This window comes from Microbulbifer sp. CNSA002, assembly GCF_047324085.1.
In the GTDB taxonomy this organism is placed as follows: domain Bacteria; phylum Pseudomonadota; class Gammaproteobacteria; order Pseudomonadales; family Cellvibrionaceae; genus Microbulbifer.
The window spans coordinates 148950-168008 of record NZ_CP172449.1 but is presented as its reverse complement, the minus strand read 5'-3'; the positions used below and the strand labels follow the sequence as shown (position 1 = coordinate 168008).

The window sequence follows — 19059 nt, the reverse complement described above, 5'->3', positions numbered from 1 at the left end:
CATTATTAACGTGCAGAGTTAATGAAGCGAACGGGTAAACTAATGGCAGGCATATTAAAAAAAGAGGATGAGAATTTTTTTGCAGATAATGATTGATATTTAGAAACAAATATCTTGTTTTTTTATGAATATACCGCCGGGGAAAAAGTAGAGTAGCCAGTACTTTCTGACTACTCTACTTTAGATATTGGCCTTTTAAAGGTTACTTATGGCACGAAAGATGCCTGGGGATTTGTGGAGATAGTACCGGTTATTTTGCAGTCGCTACCAAAACCTACGCTTGGGAGTACCGCGGCATTAAAAGTAATTTCTCCGGTAGATTGGTTAAAACTACCGGTAATATCACCAAAACAATTGCCGGTAATAGCTGCAACAGTTACATCTTTTAGGGTAACGGTATTCCCTGCATTACCTACCAATGTATAGGGCAGATTGGTAAAGCTAACTGACCCACAAAGGAAACCAGTATTCAATGACAAGCTGCCCACAGAGGCGTTACCTGCTGAATTTGTAGTAGAACTACCAGATAGACCACAAGTAAGGTTTATACCCTTAGATACTTTTATATCACCGACATTGGCCAGGCCAATGGTACCTTGGGGAGACCAGGTGTCAGCGGCTGCGCCGGTGCTAACAATTGCCAGGGCGAGCGCGGTAAGGATCTTTTTCATGTTCATTATTTCCTATTTTTAGTAATTAGAATAGGTAGAAGCATGAATACGCTGGGTATTCATCCCTTACGGGTAATGCATCTACATTAATCATCGCTGGAGAAGCAAAAAATTGGGCCCACTTAAACTGCAGTAACATTCAACTTCCAAGTCCTCTTATCTCCACTCCTATAAGACGCTTTTCTCCGTCAGTTCGGAGGGATACAAATTTTGATAAACATGGTATTTGATGCCAGTTTTAGTTATATTTTTTTCGTGAGGATAAATATCGGGAGCGCTTATTAATTTTATGAATTTATAAATTACTTAATGATTTTCATTTATTCGTGAATATATTTATTTATAATAAGTAAGCCACAATCTGGGGGCGTAAAACTCTTTATCTTTGTCTGCTTATCCTTAATTTCTTGTTACTAAATTTGAATATTTTTCAAATATTGAGTTTCCAGTAATCGAAGGTTTTAAGATAAATATTTTTGTCTCCTATCGATGTTCGAAAATCAGATAGACTTCAGACGATAAAGTGGCATATAAAGTAGCGTTTTAGGAAAAGCAGAGTGCTACGGGGAGCAGCAAGCACAGAATAGGAGAAAGAGAGATTTTAGCGTATAACTCACATATCTAAATTGATGTTCAAATGATCAATTTGATTTTGTACTTCTAAAAGTTGTTCAGCTCGTTCTAGGGTTTGTCCTTCCGTTTTTGCCAAAAGATTATCTCCTCACTAAAATCTATCTCTAGCTCTTATTACGCCAGTATCCCGAGATCTTGAGTGCGTTGGCTTTATTTCGCAGCTTGGGTAGTTCTGCTATTTGAGGGCCCTGTCAGTAATAAACCGCTCTTTATTTATCATACTAGGGATTTAGTCGCTGTGCCTTGCACTCAGTGCAGTATTGGGAGTTAGAAGAAATAAAGATAAGCATGGGTCGAACATGTGATTGAGGATAACGGTATTTATGGTTACCCTCTTTGCAGTTTGGAAAGAGAAGGCGGTATCGCCGCCCTACCTGATGCTGATAGCCGTCGGCTTTAGCAGAATCGAAGCGGAATCAAACGCTGTATTTCTAAAAATATTTAAACGCAACTGCACTATTTATACTTATGGTCTAGAACGGGATAAAGCAGTTATAAACTCACCCCTCCTCCTGCACCTCACCATAAACATGATAAATCTCTGGCACCTGACCGCGGTCGTCCATCCGCATTCCCAGATCTCTAATCAGGCCGTCGCGAATATCGTAGATCCAGCCGTGCAGGCTGAGGCGTTGGCCTCGGTCCCAGGCGTGCTGGACTATTTTGGTCATGGCCAGGTTTTGTACCTGTGCCATCACATTTAATTCACAAAGGCGCGCTGAGCGGGATTCTTTATCGAGGGATTCCAGCTCTTGCCTGTGGCGGGCGTAGACATCCTTGATATGGCGCAGCCAATTATCCACCAAGCCACATTCGCTGTGGCCCATGGCAGCCTGTACGCCGCCACAACCGTAATGGCCACACACCACCACGTGTTCCACCTTGAGTACTTCTACGGCGTATTGCAGCACCGAGAGGCAATTAAAGTCTGTGTGTACCACCACGTTGGCGATATTGCGGTGAACGAACAGCTCCCCCGGTGCCATGCCCACAATCTCGTTGGCGGGCACGCGGGAATCGGAGCAGCCGATCCATAAATACTTGGGTACTTGCAGGCGGCTCAGGCGTTGGAAAAACTCCGGGTCCTGTGCCGTCCTATCCTCTGCCCAGGCGCGATTGCGCGCGAACAATTGGCGAATCTCTGCCACCTCAGTGGGCCTCCCCCGATAAGTCCAGGCCGGATATTTGCGCGGCCTGCACCATTTTTTGCAGGTAGTCGCTGGTCATTTGGCGGCGGCGTTTCTCAGTCAGGTATTCCTCGATACGCTCCGAGACATATTCGTATTCCAGTGGGCGGCCCGGTTCGCATTGCTCCACATAAATCAGGTGCACACCGTAGGGGGTCTCCACGGGTTCCGCTACCAATCCGGTGCCCTGCTCGAACACTGCGCGCTCGAAGGAGGCGACGGTGTCACCGCGCCCCACTTGGCCGAGGCTACCACCGGCTTCGGAGGAGGAGCAGGCTGAGTGGGATTGGGCTAAACGAGCGAAAGATTGAAGCGGATTGGAGTCGGCGCGAATCTGTTCCAGCATATTCTCGGCTGCGATGCGTGCCTTGGCGCAGGCCTCGGAGTCATCCGGTGCAGCCGGGATCAGGATATGGCGTACTTCTGCGAGGGGATCGGAGCGGAACTTATACGGGTGGGCTTCGAAGTACGCGCGGCACTCGGCGTCGGTTGCCGGGTTCACCTGTAGCTCGCCTTTTAATAGATCTGAGACTGCGCGATCGAAAGCCTCACTGTGCAAGTCTTCGTCGGCAGCGCAGAGACCCTGCCCTGCGGCTCGATCCCGTAACAGCCAGCCGATAACCAGAGCGCGTGCGGCGCAGTAGATCGCCTGACGCGGAGAATCGGCAGGCTGGTACTGCATCTCTTGGTAGATCAGGTCGGCGGGGATTTCAGTTCCGTTAACGGCCACTACCTCGGCCATCTCAAATTCGCCGCCGGCAGCATCAGTGGCCAGTAATGTATTCATGACTCAACTCCACACTGGGCCCGCTCATGGCGGGCCATTTAATAGTTGCAGGGATTAGCGCGCAGCTTTGGCGCGGACTACCTGGTAATTGCGGCGGAAGTACTGCACCGGAACACTCCATACGTGTACCAGGCGGCTGAAGGGGAACAGCAGGAACAGTGTCATGCCGAGGAAAATATGCAGCTTGTAAATGATGTTCACTCCGCTTATTGCAGCAGCTGCACCGGCACCATCTAGCGTGACAATGGACTGAGCCCAAGCCATCAGTTTGAGCATTTCAGCACCGTCCATATGGCCAGCAGATACCACAATACTGATCAGGCCGAGGATCAATTGCGCGTAGAGCATCAGCAGTATGGCCAAGTCCATTTTGGAGGTGGTGGCGCGTACGCGCTTATTGGTGAGGCGGCGTTTAACCAGAATGGTAAGACCGATAAAGCAGATCACCCCGAAGAAACCACCGATCCCCATTGCCATCATCTGCTTGGTGGAAGCTTCAATGCCGAGGAAGTGCCACACCGCTTTGGGTGTGAGTAGGCCGACAAAGTGGCCCGCGAGAATGGCTATCACGCCGATATGGAACAGGTAGCTGCCGATGCGCAATTGCTTGCGCTCCAACAACTGACTGGAGCCGGTGCGCCAAGTGTACTGATCCCGGTCGTAGCGGATCAGGCTACCCACCAGAAATACCGTGAGGGCGACAAAGGGGTAGATGGCGAAGAGCAGCGTATTCAGATAGTTCATCTTGTTACTCCTGTGGTGCGGGCTGGGCAGAATTCTGCGCGGCGTTGGCCCAGTTAAGGGGCTGGCCGTCGCGCAGCTGCGCATTGCTGGGCCGCGTTATTGACTGGTCGCAATTGTTGGCGCCGCTAAAGCTCACGGCCTCTTCCTCCCAGATCTTGTCCAGCGCCTCGGGGGTATCGTCACGTTCTTCGTTGGCGACTTCTTCCTTGAGTGCTGTCAGATCGACATATACCCCGGCCATCTGCAAGAGCGCATCCATCAGCAGGTGGTAGGGACTCTCACGCTTGGACAGACGCGCGCTCAACAGGGCTATCACATGGGTAATATCGTGAACCCAGCCGTAGGCTGCTTCCCCCTGGGTGGCACAGAACTCCAAGTAGGTGGGCAGGTAATCCGGCAGTTCGCGCTCATTCAGCTCAAGGCCGGCGCTGCGATAGCGCGCGGTCAGGTCTACCATGGCTTGGCCACGATCACGGGATTCGCCGTGGATATGCTCGAAGATATGCAGGGATACAGCGCGACCGCGCTCGAACAAACCGTCGTATTCGCTCTGCCAATCGAGCGCATCCATACGCTCGTAATGGGAGATAAATGCCAGCAGCTTGTCGCGCAACGGAGCATCCAGATCCTCGGATTCAGCCAACCAGCTGGTCAGCTCATCCAGGTGCGCCACCAGCTCATCGGACGGGTAATCCAGCAGGCGGGCGATCAGGTTTAGTACTTTCATCGGTATTCTCCGCTCGACCTTAGTCGACTACTTTGGCGGGTATTACTTCGCGCACTGCGTGCTGCTTGCCACCGAAAATATTGGTGCTGTCGTTGCCGGTGCTACAGCCGTTGCCGAAGCTGAAACCACAAGAGGACTTCATGTCGTAGGCGTTTTCGGCGTAGGCCTTATGGCTTGAAGGCACCACGAAGCGATCCTCGTAATTGGCCAGTGCCATGTAGCGATACATCTCTTCTACCTGGGCTACGGTCAGGCCAGCCTCTTCCAGCAATTCGCGCTCCTGAATGCCGTCCACATGGATGCCGCGCATATAGGCGCGCATCACAATCATGCGTTCCAGGGCACGGGCCACTGGCTTCTCGTCGCCGGCGGTGAGCAGGTTGGCCAGGTATTGCAGCGGGATACGCAGGGTGGAGAGATCGGGGATCTCGGCGCCGCGACCCACGGTAACGGTTTCCACTTGGCCGGCCTGTACTGCGTTCTGGATCGGAGACAGGGGTGGCACGTACCAAACCATGGGCAAGGTGCGGTATTCCGGGTGCAGCGGCAGGGCGATCTGCCAATCGATAGCCATCTTGTACACCGGGGAGTTTTGCGCAGCTTCGAGCCAGGCTTCGGGGATACCTTCGGCGCGGGCAGCTTCCTGGACCTTGGGATCGCTCGGGTCGAGGAAGATATCGCACTGGGCCTGGTAGAGCGCTTTTTCGTCTTCTACAGAAGCGGCTTCCTCGATGCGGTCTGCGTCATAGAGCAACACCCCCAGGTAGCGGATACGGCCCACACAGGTCTCGGAGCAGATGGTTGGCTGACCCGCCTCGATTCGTGGGTAACAGAAGATACACTTCTCAGATTTACCGGTTTTCCAGTTGTAGTAGATCTTCTTGTAGGGGCAGGCGGATACGCACATGCGCCAGCCGCGACATTTGTCCTGATCGATCAGAACGATGCCGTCTTCTTCGCGCTTGTAGATGGCACCGCTGGGGCACGCAGAAACACAGGCCGGGTTGAGGCAGTGTTCGCACAGGCGCGGCAGATACATCATGAAGGTGTTTTCAAATTCACCGTAAATGTCGGCCTGCACCTGCTCGAAGTTTTTGTCCTTTTTACGCTTCTCGAATTCGGTGCCGAGAATCTCTTCCCAGTTGGGGCCCCATTCGATTTTTTCCATGCGCTCGCCAGTAATCAGCGAGCGCGGGCGGGCTACCGGTTGGTGCTTCTGCTCCGGAGCCTTGTGCAGGTTCTGGTAGTCGAAGTCGAACGGCTCATAGTAGTCGTCGATCTCCGGCATATCCGGGTTGCCGAACAGGTTGGCTAGTACGCGGTGCTTGCCACCAATCTTCGGCTGCAATTTACCGTTCTTCTTGCGGGTCCAGCCGCCGTTCCATTTGTCCTGGTTCTCCCACTCTTTGGGGTAGCCAACACCGGGTTTGGTCTCGACGTTATTGAACCAGGCGTATTCAACCCCCTCGCGGGAGGTCCACACATTTTTACAGGTCACCGAGCAGGTGTGACAGCCGATACATTTATCGAGGTTCAGCACCATGCCTATCTGGGCTCTAACTTTCATTGCTACACCTCCTCTCGCGTCGGCTCTTTGACGTCTTCGCCATCCAGCCAATCGACCTTGTTCATTTTCCTGACCACCACAAATTCATCCCGGTTACAGCCCACAGTGCCGTAGTAGTTGAAGCCGTAGGACTGCTGGGCGTAGCCACCGATCATATGGGTGGGTTTCATCACCGCGCGGGTTACGGAGTTGTGGATACCGCCTCGGGTGCCGGTAGTTTCCGCTCCCGGTGTATTCACGATGCGCTCCTGGGCGTGATACATCATGGCCATACCGTCGGGCACTCGTTGAGATACCACTGCGCGGGCAGCAATGGCGCCGTTGACGTTGAAGATTTCGATCCAGTCGTTGTCTTCAATACCTGCCAACTTGGCGTCGTACTCACTCATCCAAACGATGGGTCCACCGCGAGACAGGGTGAGCATCAGCAGGTTGTCGGAGTAGGTGCTGTGGATGCCCCACTTTTGGTGCGGGGTGATCCAGTTCAGCAGGATCTCCTTGTTACCGTTGGGCTTCTGGTTCAACACCGGTTGCACGGTTTTCAGGTTGATCGGCGGCTTGTACACACACATGTTTTCGCCGAAGTCACGCATCCACTCGTGATCCTGGTAGAACTGCTGGCGGCCGGTGATGGTGCGCCAGGGGATCAACTCGTGCACATTGGTGTAGCCGGCGTTGTAGCTCACATGCTCATCTTCCAGGCCAGACCAGGTGGGCGAGGAGATAATCTTGCGGGGCTGTGCCACGATATCGGCGAAGCGAATTTTTTCGTCTTCCTTGGGCTTGGCCAAATGGGTGTGATCGCGACCGGTAATCTCACCGAGGGCTTCCCAGGCCTTCACGGCTACCTGGCCGTTGGTTTCAGGGGCCAGTGACAGGATCATCTCCGCAGCATCTACCGCACTGTCGATACGGGCGCGGCCATCGCGAGCAGTCTCATCTTTCCAAGTGCGATTGAGCTTTTTGAGGAAGTCCACCTCGTCATCAGTATTCCAGCTGATACCCTTACCGCCGTTGCCGAGTTTTTCCAGCAATGGGCCTATAGAGGTAAAGCGGTTGTAGGTATTGGGGTAGTCGCGTTCCACCTCAATCATGCTCGGCGCGGTAACGCCGGGGATCAGGTCGCATTCGCCCTTCCACCAAGCCTGAACGCCGAACGGCTGGGCGATTTCTCCGGGGGTATCATGGTGGATCGGCAGAGTCACCAGATCCTTTTCCACCCCCAGGTGCCCATCGGTCAGGTTGGAGAATTCCTTCGCTATGCCTTTGAAAATTTCCCAGTCACTTCGCGCTTCCCAGGCCGGGTCCACCGCCTTGGTGAGCGGGTGAATAAAGGGGTGCATGTCTGAGGTGTTGAGGTCGTCCTTCTCATACCAGGTGGCCGTCGGCAATACGATATCGGAGTAGAGACAGGTGGTGGACATACGGAAGTCCAGTGTCACCAGCAGATCCACTTTGCCCTCGCTGGGGGCGTCATGCCAGGCCACGTCTTCTGGTTTTTTGCCGCCTTCTTCACCCAGGTCTTTGCCCATCAAACCATGCTTGGTACCGAGCAGATGGCGCAGCATGTACTCGTGGCCCTTACCTGAGGAGCCGAGCAGGTTGGAGCGCCAGATAAACATATTGCGCGGGAAGTTCTGCGGGTTATCCGGGTCCTGGTTGGCGAATTTGAGCGCACCGCGCTTGAGCTGCTGCACCGTGTAGTCTTTGGCAGACATACCGGCGGCGGCGGCATCTTTAGTCAGTTGCAGGGGGTTGATCCCCAGCTGCGGCGCGGAGGGCAACCAGCCCATGCGCTCGGCGCGGCTATTGTAGTCGATGATGGAAGCCTGCCACTTGCTCTTGTCGGCCAGCGGCGAAACCACTTCATCCATCTCCAGCTTCTCATAGCGCCATTGGCTGGCGTGGTTATAGAAGAAGGAGGTACCGTTCATATGGCGCGGTGGACGCTGCCAGTCGAGACCGAACGCGAGTGGGGTCCAGCCGGTCTGCGGACGCAGTTTTTCCTGTCCCACATAGTGGGCCCAACCACCGCCACTCTGGCCGATACAACCGCACATCATCAGCATATTGATGATCCCGCGGTAGTTCATATCCATGTGGTACCAGTGGTTGAGACCCGCCCCCAGAATTACCATGGAGCGTCCACGGGTCTTGTCGGCGGTGTTGGCAAACTCACGGGCTACCTGGATGACATTCTCACGACGACAACCGGTCACCTTTTCCTGCCAGGCGGGGGTGTAGGGCTTGTCTTCGTCGTAGTTCTGAGCACAGTTGGGGTCGTCGAGGCCGTGCTCGACACCGTAGTTCGCCAGGGTCAGGTCGTAGACGCTGGCTACTTTTAGAATCTCGCCATCTTTGTTTTGAACAAGCTTCACCGGCACCTTGTAGTCGATTACTTCATCGTGTTCGGTGTGCTGGAAGTAATTGTGCTCGTGGGTCTGGCCGCCGAAATAGGGGAAGGCGACTTGTGCAATTTCATCGGCGCAGTCTTTGAGGCTGAGCTTCAGCTCCAACTCTTCGCCACTGCGACCATCGCGCTGCTCAATATTCCACTTGCCACGGCCTTCTTTCGCTGAGGGCTCTCCCCAGCGATAACCCATGGAGCCCTGAGGGGAAACCAGCTGGCCATCGTGATTAACACCGATGGTTTTCCATTCTGGGTTGTTATCCTGGCCGAGGTTATCCGCCAAGTCAGAGGCGCGCAGGAATCGGCCCTGTACCAGCTTGCCGTCGCGCTCTTCCAGGGTCACCAACATCGGCATATCGGTAGTGGTGCGCACATACTCGGTGAAGTAGGCGCTGGGCTTGTCGACGTGGAATTCTTTCAGGATCACATGGCCAAAGGCCATCGCCAGGGCCGCATCGGTACCCTGGCGCGGTGCCAGCCAGGTGTCGCCAAACTTGGAGCACTCTGAGTAGTCAGGGGTGACCACACAGGTTTTGGCGCCCTTGTAACGCACTTCACTGAGGAAATGCGCATCCGGGGTACGGGTTTGAGGCACATTGGAGCCCCATACGATCAGGTAGTTGGAGTTGTACCAGTCGGCGGACTCCGGCACGTCGGTTTGCTCACCCCAGACCTGCGGTGAGGCGGGCGGCAGGTCACAATACCAATCGTAGAAACTCAGGCAGTTGCCGCCGATCAGAGACAGATAGCGGGCACCAGCGGCGTAGGACACCATGGACATGGCGGGTATCGGCGAGAAGCCGGTCACCCGGTCGGGACCGTATTTCTTGGTGGTGTAGACGTTGGAAGCGGCAATCAGCTCGTTAACTTCATCCCACTTGATCCTCACAAAGCCGCCCATACCGCGGCGCTCTTTGTAGGACTGCGCCTTGGCCGGGTCTTCGACAATACTGGCCCAGGCCTCCACCGGATCGCTGTGTCTCAACTTGGCTTCGCGCCAGAGTTTTACCAGACGTTTGCGGATCTTCGGGTACTTGAGGCGATTGGCCGAGTACATATACCAGGAGTAGCTGGCACCACGGGGGCAGCCACGAGGCTCATGGTTGGGCAGGTCCGGGCGGGTGCGCGGGTAGTCGGTCTGCTGGGTTTCCCATGTGACCAGGCCGTCTTTGACGTAGATCTTCCAGCTGCAAGAACCGGTACAGTTCACCCCGTGGGTGGAGCGCACAATCTTGTCGAACTGCCAGCGACGACGGTAGCCATCTTCCCAGCTGCGGTCGTCATTCGTCTTTTCCCCGTGTCCTCCGGAAAAGGGCTCTTTTTGTTTCTTCAGATATTTCAGTCGGTCCAGGAAATGGCTCATGCGGTACTCCCAGGGCATCGGCATGCGGTTAAAGCATCGGTTTACCGGGAATATAAAAGGGAGGGGCGGCGGGATCACCTGACCAAAAAGGGGTAGAAAAGCGACGAACTACCCCCGAATGGGTAGGGAAACGACGCCAGGGGGCCGCTATGGTGGAGCCCTATCCCAGCAATAACAGGGCCTCTGTGCAAAAAACAGGCGCCAGGTTAAATTATGTGCAAAACTGGCGATCTTTAGTGGTACCCACAACTTTGTGCGCCAATGGACGGCACAATAGAGATCAGCCATCCACAACCGCCCCAGGGCGAAGTGAATCCGATATGCTGAACCGAATTCGACAGTCCATCGTCTACCGCATCGGCACCCTGATGCTGCTCACTGTGCTGGTAGCACTGAGCTCTATGGTGGCGTCCTATATTATCTCCGATGCCGCCGAAAACGATGCCGCCGCCGTTAACCTCGCCGGATCATTGCGGGCTATGAGCTACCGACTTGCGGCCACCGCACCCTCCGGGGATGTCGAAACCACAGCTGAGTTGGCAGACGAGGTGACCGCACGCCTGACCCGGGTACTCAGCATTTCCGACTTCACCGCCAGCGATAACCTGCCCGCAGCCCGCAATTACCGCAAGGTAATCGAAAGCTGGGAGGGAGAAATCCGCCCACTGCTGGAGTCCATTGCCACCGAGCGCACCTCCATGGACTCCTTGCAGTTGGCCAACCGCCTGGAGCCCTTTATCGGTGATGTGGATACACTGGTGTTCGATTATCAGACCATCGCCGAGGAAAAAATAAGCCTGCTGCGTTTGGTGCAGGTGGGTTCACTGTTTGCCATTGTGACCCTGGTGTATCTCTCTTTGTGCATTCTGCACCGCTCTGTGGAGCAGCCTCTCAAGCAGCTGACCAACCGCTCCCTGAGTATCGCCCAGGGAGACTTCAACCAAAACCGTCTGGAGATTAACAGCGAGGACGAGCTGGGGGTTTTAGCGCGTACCATCAATTATATGAGCGATGAAATTCACGCGACCCACCGGGATCTTGCCCATCGCGTGGAGTTGAAAACCTCCCAGTTACAGAAGAGCCATAAAGCGCTGGACTTCCAGTACCGCCTGGCTCGACGGATAAGCGAGGGGCCGCTCTCGGGAGCGGAATTGGGCCAGTGGCTGGGAGAGTTCGCCAATGTCGCCAGCCTGGACAACCTGGATCTATGCCTGATGACCCCGGAGGGCGAGGCCCCCTACGAACACCTGGTGAAGGGGCTCGGCAACACCCAGTGCACGGGTAGTGAATGCCATATCTGCGTAAACACCTGCGGCCCCTCCGATGAAGACCAACAGCGCGTGTACCGATTCCCACTGGAAGTGGACAAACGCAATTACGGCGTACTCACCTGTACCCTGCCCCGAGGCGAGAATCTTGACGAAGAACAGCAGCAGCGCCTGGCTACCTTTGCCGACAGTGTCACTGCAGCCATCGCCATCAACGAGCGGGAGGCACAGGAGCGCCGTGTTGCCCTACTGGACGAGCGCGCAATCATCGCCCGGGAGCTACACGATTCCCTGGCCCAATCCCTGTCCTATCTGAAAATTCAGGTTACCCGACTCAACCGCGCCAATCGCAGTGAGCAGGTGGACAAGTCCAAGGTAGAGGAGATTATTACCGAGCTGAAAGAGGGCCTGGATTCCTCTTACCGCCAGCTGCGCGAACTGCTCACCACCTTCCGACTGCAAATAGGTCCCGGCGGCCTGCGCAGTATCCTGGAGCAATCTATCCTCGCTTACCGGGAGCAGCACCCGCAGATTAACGTCCTGCTGGACTACCATCTGGACGAAGTACCACTAACTCCCCACGAGGAAATTCACCTGTTACAACTGGTGCGCGAGGCCTCGCAAAATGCTGTGTACCACTCCCAGGGCGATATGGTGCAGATCAGCCTGACCCAAGCCGACAACCACTCCCTCAATGTACGCATCCTCGACAACGGCATCGGTATCAGCAACGCGCCGGAGAAACGCAATCACTTCGGTATGTCGATCATGCAAGAGCGCGCCAGCAACCTGAATGGCAATCTGAATATCCGCCGCCGCGGCGAAGGGGGCACCGAAGTGCGCTTCAACTTTATTCCCCTCTACGCCCGCGAGCGGGAATTGGTGTGGAAAGACGTGGGGTGATAACTCTCTACCTTTATGAAAGGTCACTCGGAACGAACACATTAGTGCCGCCCCTATCATTCGAAATCCACCAGTATCTTTATTACTAAAAAGGGAGAAAGAGAGAATACACCGCGCTCGGGACCCTATGAGGCATGGATGCCGATTAGGAGGTTACAGGGATGTATTCACTGCGTGTCTCGAGTGCGGTGTATTCTTTCCTTCCACCCCAGTAGTAACTATCTTCAACGACCTTATTACCTATCCAAGCGCTCTTCCATCCTGAAGCTCCTCCAACACCCAAGTAGCTATCGTCAAAAATTCTGACTCTTAAATTGACCCCCAAGGGCCAACCGCGAGCCCATATGCTACAAGTACTTATCGCTAGCCTATCCCGTGATTCACACCAATTACATTGGTGAATATCAGCCTCCTCGATGGCCTGGCACCCAACCATTCCATCAAGCAATGACTATATCGATTTAATAGAGAGGAGAGGTTTATGAAACTGAGTTCATTGCCCAGAGCCACTTTCTTAATGTTGGCAGTATTTCTGCTGGCTTATTCTGCATTCACGATTTCCGATAGCCATAACAAAAAAGAGAAAGATCCATCAGCTGCCAAGCATGGGGCTGGTGGTGAGAAAGCCTGGTCCAAAGCGGGCAATGACAAGATGTTCACCATCTTTAAATCTGACTTAACCACCGCTAATGAGAATATGCTCGGCAAGAAGGTGAATCCGCAAACCCCCAAAGATGCCGATGGCTTCTTTATTGGCGCCTACGACAAACAGTCACATATGCTGCACTTTATGGTGGGCTACAGCGATCTATCAAAGGGCGGGGTGGCAATGTCGCACTTCCATATGCAATGTGCAGGCGATGGCAAAGAGCCCCCTATTTGCAAGCCGGGTAAACCTAGTGGCCCGATTATCCAGACTATCTGCGGAATGCCCAATCACCCGGGTATGGTCCCGGACTGGCCCGAGACTAAAACTGACAAGGGCAAGCACGGCCTGGCAAAAAAATGTGCTGAAGGCACCAGTGGATATATTATGGGCAAGTGGATGGTGGAGGAGCCCTATCGCAAGGCGCTAATGGATGGGAAGGTCTTTGTTAACTTGCATACCCAGCTGGACCCCAAAGGTGAGGTTTCTGGCCTGTTAACAATGGACAAGTAGATTGCAAATTTACTGACGCATCTATAAGCCAGAGTTTACTGCTGAGACAAGAAAAGCTGGGCTTCGTTATGTACAAGCCCAGCTTTTTTATATCTACTTGAAAATTGTTAATTAACAAAAATCAGAATTTTGCTGTAAGCATCAACCAGAGCTTATCGGTATCCTCACTATATTCATCTGCATCGTAAGCGGCATACTTTACCAACGCTGAGAAATATTCATTAAACTCGTGACCGTAACTGATATTCCACTCAGTCCCGTAATCTGCTGAACCTTCATTGGCCTCAAAACTGTGGTAAGTAATTCCCAAGTCTCCCCCGGCAAGTGCCAGGCTGGCACCGAGATATAAATCTTCAACACCATCTGCTGGAGTTTCAATGAACTTATCTGTGTAGCCTTGGAATTTGTGTAGTGTCGCCAGTGGTGTGCTAAAACCCACACCGTCGTCAGAACTCAGAACTTCATAACCCAACTTGCCTTTTACCGGCCCCAATGGTGCGGCAACTTCAGCAAGATAATAATCGGCTGCAAAATTACTGGGATTATTGCCGATATCCTCCTGGCGGGCATAACTCAGCTGAGTTTCGAACAGGCCAAAATCTCCCCGGTAAGCGGCACCGAAAGTACGGGATGAGAAGTTCTCAGCATTATCCAGGTCCAGGTTGTAGAAGAAGGCAGTTAACTTATGCGCTTCTACCAGTGGATAGCTGGCATGAAACAGTTGAATATCCCCATCCAGGTCCGATAAGTCACTGTCTTCTCCAAAAATACGGTTTACGTTGTAGATATAGCTGTAATCCAGCTGTAACTCCCCTTCCCCGCCAAATTGGTAACGCAGGCCGTCATACGTCTGTTCATTCTGGCGCCAACCCACACCACCGACAAAACGCTGATCATCCAGGTTAATGCGCTGTCGACCAGCAATCACCATAGAGTTAAAACCACTGTACTTTAAGTAAGCTTGATTAACCTCTGTGCCCTGGGGGTCGGCAACCACGGGGTGCTCGGTATTGCCATTCACGGTGGAATTGTAATTGTCGTTGCCAATTTCACTAATGTTATCCACTTCAAAAAACGCATCAAAACCACGGTAACTGCCACTGGTCCAATTCAGTCGGGTTCTCAAGGTTGAGGCAATAGCAACATCGTCCATATTGTCCTGATCAACATTTTCTATCCGGTAGCGAAGATTTACCCCCGCCTGCCCTGAAGTCAGGGCATCAGTGAGTGTGGCGCTTTCATTCTCTGCTGCAATTCCCTGAGAGCCGGAAATGCCAAGGATGATGGCCGCGATTACGGTGGATAATTTCTGTTGTTTCATTCGCCGTTCCTTTGCAAAAGATTAAGTAGAAGGCAACCGCTGAAACAGGATTCATTCCATAAAATAATTCCAATATTCAGCAGCCATCCCAGGTGCGGGGAGCATTATGCAGCTCGAGTAGCAACTTAGCTATTGATATAAATCAGTGAAATTGTCTTCTTCTAAATATATTCAGCTCTTTTACAATTTAATTTAACTGAGACACATCAACCACTTGAAATCAGATCTTCCATAGCTAAATAAAATAGAAAAAAACAGCTTAATGGAACATTTTGAACAAATTTAACTAATATAGGTATTAAAAATCATAATAAACACCAGTTACTATGAGTGAAATAAAAGAGTAATACCATTAGGCCGGCTCAATAAAGCAAATAATTTCAGCTTAAACATTTGCAAGAATAGTATTTAACGCTAAAACTAATATTTAAAATCTATCCAAAGAAAAAACCTAAGTGGGAGGAGAGTTATGTCTGACTATACCGTATCTTTCTTTAGTCCAGTTACACAGGAAAGAGCTTATCTGGCAGTAACTGAACAAATGCCTAAGTGGTGGACTCCCACAAGCGCTCCGTTCTTGGCAGTTGACGATATCGCCAAAACTGGATTTACAGGGAAGTCATATTGGATATTTCGCGCCAAAAAATTAATACCTATGCAGCTGATAGAACTCGAATGTATACAGTCTTTTATGATCTCAGAATATGTTGATGATCCCAAAGAGTGGGAAGGAACCACACTACGTTTTGAATTTAGCAGTGCCAACAATGGAACCGAAATCATATTCACTCATATTGGCCTATCCCCTGACATTAAATGCTGGGATATGTGTAAGAGTGGTTGGGACCACTATCTACTCGGCAGCTTGAGGGACTTCCTGGAAAGTGGTGATGGCAGGCCAAATAGTTATTAATATCGCGGGGCAGAATACGTGACACCGTTTGCGTATTAATACTTGAACTAACCTGGCCGTAACAAAAGAAAAGATCAATAACTACGAAAACCAATAGTCAGTTATTGATTTTGACAATTGTAAAAACTATGGAATTTTCTACGGACTTGACTAACTAAACGGTACTTCAAAATCCATGCTATGCATTATTTTTAATAGTAAAAGTAGATAAGAGCTTAAACTTGCAGCAATCCCCATCAAGGGATGGGGATTGCCAAACTTAATCAAGTGTACTTGAGTTTATAACTCTTCAAGGGTATCCGACAGCACACCCAACTCCATATCTACGTTTTTCACGTTCATATGAGATGGTCCTGCACTCACCGGATCCCAGCCATCCTCACCTTCTAAACGCTGGCAGAGTTCATCTATCTCGCAGATAACACCATCATTATCGACATCAGTACCAGCCATCACACCAAAGCCTGATTCCGAGGTCGCATCCAAAGATGGTGAGGTGTAACTATAACTTCCCAGCTCAGGATCATAAGTTGCCATCACCCGACCAACAGCTTCGCCAGTTGCAATATCTACAAACTCCACATATATGGCACCAGCATAAGAATTTGAAGCAACATCCTCACTGGCAATCTGCACCGACACCCACAGATCAAATCGGGTATCTGTAGATGCTGTAAAGCTGACGGTGCCGGTATAGCGTCCGGCTTGCATGGCATCGGTATCTACAGTAACTCGATAACTACCAAGTCCGCTTGATTCCTCATCCAGGTAAGTAGCACTTAACCAAGAGTCTGACACGCTAACTTCAGCCACCGAAACTCCCGATGTATCGGCGAGCAGCTCAATATCCAGCTCGGTCTGGGTCCACAACTCTCGCTGGTGGCCATTCTCGACATAAAGGCGACCAGCCATAGTTGAGCCAGTGGCCTGGGCTCTTGCCGAGGCAACAGCGAGCTCCGCATCAATTTCACCATATCCGTAAAAGGCATCCGGTGTCTCGCCGTATGAAACCTTGAAGTCTGTGACTAACCCATCAAAGTCGTCGGGAGTCATTGACTCCCACTCCTCTTTCATAAGAGCAATAACACCAGCCACGTGAGGTGCGGCCATGGAAGTGCCCTGCATCCCCGTATAGGTAAATTCTATTTCCCCACTTTCAGTTTCTTGCCCGACCGTGCTAATCACACCACCGTCGGCATTGAACTCTCCTGTCTCCCCCCCCGGCGCAGTCAAATCAACAACGGAGCCATAATTGGAGTACCAGGCAGATTCGCCCCCCTCTCGAGTCGCAGCTACCGTCACAACCCCGTCTAGGCCTGCTGGTGAGTAATTAGTAGCATCATCTGTAGAATTACCGGCAGCCGCAACCACTATGACACCCGCCTCACGAGCTGCGCTTACCGCATCCTGCAAGGTCTGGGAGTAGCCCCGCCCACCAAGACTCATATTGATAACATCTGCTTTGCGATCGGGGACTGTGCCAGAATCATTGGTAAGGCCCGCTGCAAAATATATGCCTTGTGCGATATCATAATCACTCCCGCCGCCGTAGCCGAGTACCCGCACAGGCATAATCTTGGCGTTATAAGCAACCCCTGCAATACCGACGCCGTTATTGGCCGTTGCTGCGATAGTGCCCGCTACATGGGTTCCGTGCCAAGAGTCAAAAATGCTGTTGGGATCGTCTCCCGGATCTTCTGGATTAGAGTCAATACCGTCCCCATCCAGTGCTGCTCCGCTATCACTAATCATGTCGTAGCCAGAAACTAACTGGCCCTGCATATCAGGATGCCCGGATAAAATACCCGTATCCAATACCGCGACAATTGCCCCTTCACCCGTAGAAGTTGTCCATGCATCTGATACAGCAATTTGCGAGTAGTGCCACATTCTGGGGTAAAGTGGGTCGTCAACTGACTGACTTTGGCGAATACGGTTTAATTCCACATACTCAAACTGACCGGTGGCATGGAGGCCCTTAAGTGCATCAATGGTCTCCAACTTGAACTGCACTTCACTAGGAACTTTTATTCCAATGCGGCTTAAATCTGTAACAGTGCCGGTTGCCTTAGCCTTACCAAACCCAATTGCAGCTTGATTAGCATCTAACAGCATCGGTCGATGAGTTCCAGAACTTCCCTTAATCGCACCCACTGAGTCCAGCGCTTGTATACCAGCAGCTTTAAGACTGGGCCTAAGACGAGCTACTAGCTGATTGGCCACAAAATTGTCACTAGCCCGGATTCCTTTTCTTGCACCGGCAACCGTCGGAACTGAAGACAATCGCATTCGGTATGCTGAGGCACCCCAGTAAGCATGTGTAACTACATAGTAAGTACCGTCTTCAGGTACCAGCACAGACTCCTCATCTTCAACACCATATGAACCTTCTACCCAATTTCCAGATTCATCGATGAGATACAGGTCAATATCTGCACTGCCATCATTCCACTCCTGCATGTGGAGGAATACTTCTTGATTCTTTTTTAGGGTAGTGAGATAAAAATCGTACCGACTTTCCTCGGAGCTGCTATCTAATCGGCTTACAAAACCAGACACTTCGCTAATACTTGAAATTGCCTGTGCATCTTTCATGAGGTTATTAGGCATGTGCTCGGTGTTTGAATCATTGGTGTCGCTATCAACAAATACACCCTGCAAAAGCGACAACTGGCCCGAGATAAGAAACTCTCCGTTGCTGACGATTACGCTAATAGATTGTTCACTAGTCAGCCCCGTTTGATCGTCCACCACAAGATGAACTTCATATTCTCCGTTTTCTTGGTATTCATGCTCGGGCTGTACACCCTCACCGGTATTACCATCACCAAAGTCCCAGGTGTAGAGTAATTCGCTACTTTCCACATCAGTACTTTCTGATGCATCAAACTTAATTGAACGAGATTTAACATCTGGTTGGCTGTACGAAAATTTTGCAACCGGTTGTGAATTTTTTAGTGCTGTAAACGTTATCTCGGCTGTATCCGTGGCTCCATCATTATCAGTTACGGTCAGCTTAATCGTGTACTCCTGATTTGCGGTTTCGTCTGCATAAAAAGTATGCTCGACATCCTTCCCGTTAGCGCTACTACCATCGCCAAAATCCCAGTCGTAGCTATTAATATTGCCATCACTATCACTGGAAGCAGATGCATCAAAGCTAACAACAGCTGGTGAGAGCCCTGATTCAGGAGATAAAGTAAAACTGGCTACTGGTGCCTGATTCGATTCAGATGTTGATGACCCTCCGCCACCACATGCCGTTATTATCAGAGCTAGCATAGGAACCGCTAACTTTAGGAAATTAGTGCTCATTCCTATAAATTCCTTTTATAAGTTTGTAAAAAGTTCATCAAGAAAAAATGTCGTAGAAAGAGAAATTAAAAAAGATATTCGCTAGTCTGAG

At 51.5% G+C, this 19059-nt stretch carries 12 protein-coding genes; 3 read left to right on the top strand and 9 right to left on the bottom strand.

Annotated features, from left to right (window positions below):
• Window positions 1–206: 206 nt before the first annotated feature.
• The 7 genes from ACG1BZ_RS00750 to ACG1BZ_RS00720 form a co-directional block, all read right to left on the bottom strand.
• Window positions 207–671 (bottom strand): hypothetical protein, encoded by a 465-nt coding sequence (locus ACG1BZ_RS00750; protein WP_413663995.1) that lies wholly within the window; start codon window positions 669–671, stop codon window positions 207–209.
• Window positions 672–1804: 1133 nt separating this feature from the next.
• On the bottom strand, window positions 1805–2452 hold the full coding sequence (gene can, locus ACG1BZ_RS00745; protein ID WP_282930420.1) for a carbonate dehydratase: 648 nt from the start codon (window positions 2450–2452) through the stop codon (window positions 1805–1807).
• A 1-nt stretch (window position 2453) separates the two neighbouring features.
• The gene (locus tag ACG1BZ_RS00740; RefSeq protein WP_413663994.1) at window positions 2454–3278 is read right to left on the bottom strand and encodes a peptidylprolyl isomerase; all 825 of its coding nucleotides are present in this window, start codon (window positions 3276–3278) and stop codon (window positions 2454–2456) included.
• A gap of 54 nt (window positions 3279–3332) precedes the next feature.
• Window positions 3333–4022 carry a respiratory nitrate reductase subunit gamma gene (gene narI / locus ACG1BZ_RS00735; protein ID WP_282930422.1) on the bottom strand — a complete coding sequence of 230 codons (690 nt, stop codon included), beginning with the start codon at window positions 4020–4022 and terminating at the stop codon, window positions 3333–3335.
• A gap of 4 nt (window positions 4023–4026) precedes the next feature.
• The gene (gene narJ, locus ACG1BZ_RS00730; RefSeq protein ID WP_282930423.1) at window positions 4027–4749 is read right to left on the bottom strand and encodes a nitrate reductase molybdenum cofactor assembly chaperone; all 723 of its coding nucleotides are present in this window, start codon (window positions 4747–4749) and stop codon (window positions 4027–4029) included.
• Window positions 4750–4768: 19 nt separating this feature from the next.
• Window positions 4769–6316: a nitrate reductase subunit beta gene (narH, locus tag ACG1BZ_RS00725; protein ID WP_413663993.1), complete on the bottom strand. Its 1548-nt coding sequence runs from the start codon at window positions 6314–6316 to the stop codon at window positions 4769–4771.
• 2 nt (window positions 6317–6318) lie between these two features.
• A complete protein-coding gene (locus ACG1BZ_RS00720) occupies window positions 6319–10089 on the bottom strand; it encodes a nitrate reductase subunit alpha (protein ID WP_413663992.1) in 3771 nt (1256 codons plus the stop codon).
• Window positions 10090–10409: 320 nt separating this feature from the next.
• On the opposite strand from ACG1BZ_RS00720, the gene ACG1BZ_RS00715 reads away from it, so the two are divergent.
• Together ACG1BZ_RS00715 and ACG1BZ_RS00710 are read left to right on the top strand one after the other, a co-directional pair.
• Window positions 10410–12260, top strand: a complete 1851-nt coding sequence (locus ACG1BZ_RS00715; protein WP_413663991.1) for a histidine kinase — start codon at window positions 10410–10412, stop codon at window positions 12258–12260.
• A 481-nt stretch (window positions 12261–12741) separates the two neighbouring features.
• Window positions 12742–13419 (top strand): CHRD domain-containing protein, encoded by a 678-nt coding sequence (locus ACG1BZ_RS00710; RefSeq protein WP_413663990.1) that lies wholly within the window; start codon window positions 12742–12744, stop codon window positions 13417–13419.
• 121 nt (window positions 13420–13540) lie between these two features.
• Here ACG1BZ_RS00710 and ACG1BZ_RS00705 read toward each other — a convergent pair whose 3' ends face one another.
• The gene (locus ACG1BZ_RS00705; RefSeq protein WP_413663989.1) at window positions 13541–14740 is read right to left on the bottom strand and encodes an alginate export family protein; all 1200 of its coding nucleotides are present in this window, start codon (window positions 14738–14740) and stop codon (window positions 13541–13543) included.
• A 469-nt stretch (window positions 14741–15209) separates the two neighbouring features.
• Between ACG1BZ_RS00705 and ACG1BZ_RS00700 the strand changes: the two genes are divergently transcribed.
• Window positions 15210–15653 carry an SRPBCC family protein gene (locus ACG1BZ_RS00700; protein ID WP_413663988.1) on the top strand — a complete coding sequence of 148 codons (444 nt, stop codon included), beginning with the start codon at window positions 15210–15212 and terminating at the stop codon, window positions 15651–15653.
• A gap of 279 nt (window positions 15654–15932) precedes the next feature.
• Here ACG1BZ_RS00700 and ACG1BZ_RS00695 read toward each other — a convergent pair whose 3' ends face one another.
• Complete coding sequence (locus ACG1BZ_RS00695; RefSeq protein WP_413663987.1) at window positions 15933–18968, bottom strand: S8 family serine peptidase; 3036 nt, start codon at window positions 18966–18968, stop codon at window positions 15933–15935.
• Window positions 18969–19059 lie beyond the last annotated feature (91 nt).

Coding starts and splice junctions, on each gene's coding strand:
- ACG1BZ_RS00715 (WP_413663991.1), top strand. CDS start 10,410: ATGCTGAACCGAATTCGACAGTCCATCGTCTACCGCATCGGCACCCTG.
- ACG1BZ_RS00700 (WP_413663988.1), top strand. CDS start 15,210: ATGTCTGACTATACCGTATCTTTCTTTAGTCCAGTTACACAGGAAAGA.
- ACG1BZ_RS00720 (WP_413663992.1), bottom strand. CDS start 10,089: ATGAGCCATTTCCTGGACCGACTGAAATATCTGAAGAAACAAAAAGAG.
- narJ (WP_282930423.1), bottom strand. CDS start 4,749: ATGAAAGTACTAAACCTGATCGCCCGCCTGCTGGATTACCCGTCCGAT.
- ACG1BZ_RS00740 (WP_413663994.1), bottom strand. CDS start 3,278: ATGAATACATTACTGGCCACTGATGCTGCCGGCGGCGAATTTGAGATG.
- ACG1BZ_RS00695 (WP_413663987.1), bottom strand. CDS start 18,968: ATGAGCACTAATTTCCTAAAGTTAGCGGTTCCTATGCTAGCTCTGATA.
- ACG1BZ_RS00710 (WP_413663990.1), top strand. CDS start 12,742: ATGAAACTGAGTTCATTGCCCAGAGCCACTTTCTTAATGTTGGCAGTA.
- ACG1BZ_RS00705 (WP_413663989.1), bottom strand. CDS start 14,740: ATGAAACAACAGAAATTATCCACCGTAATCGCGGCCATCATCCTTGGC.
- narI (WP_282930422.1), bottom strand. CDS start 4,022: ATGAACTATCTGAATACGCTGCTCTTCGCCATCTACCCCTTTGTCGCC.
- ACG1BZ_RS00750 (WP_413663995.1), bottom strand. CDS start 671: ATGAAAAAGATCCTTACCGCGCTCGCCCTGGCAATTGTTAGCACCGGC.
- narH (WP_413663993.1), bottom strand. CDS start 6,316: ATGAAAGTTAGAGCCCAGATAGGCATGGTGCTGAACCTCGATAAATGT.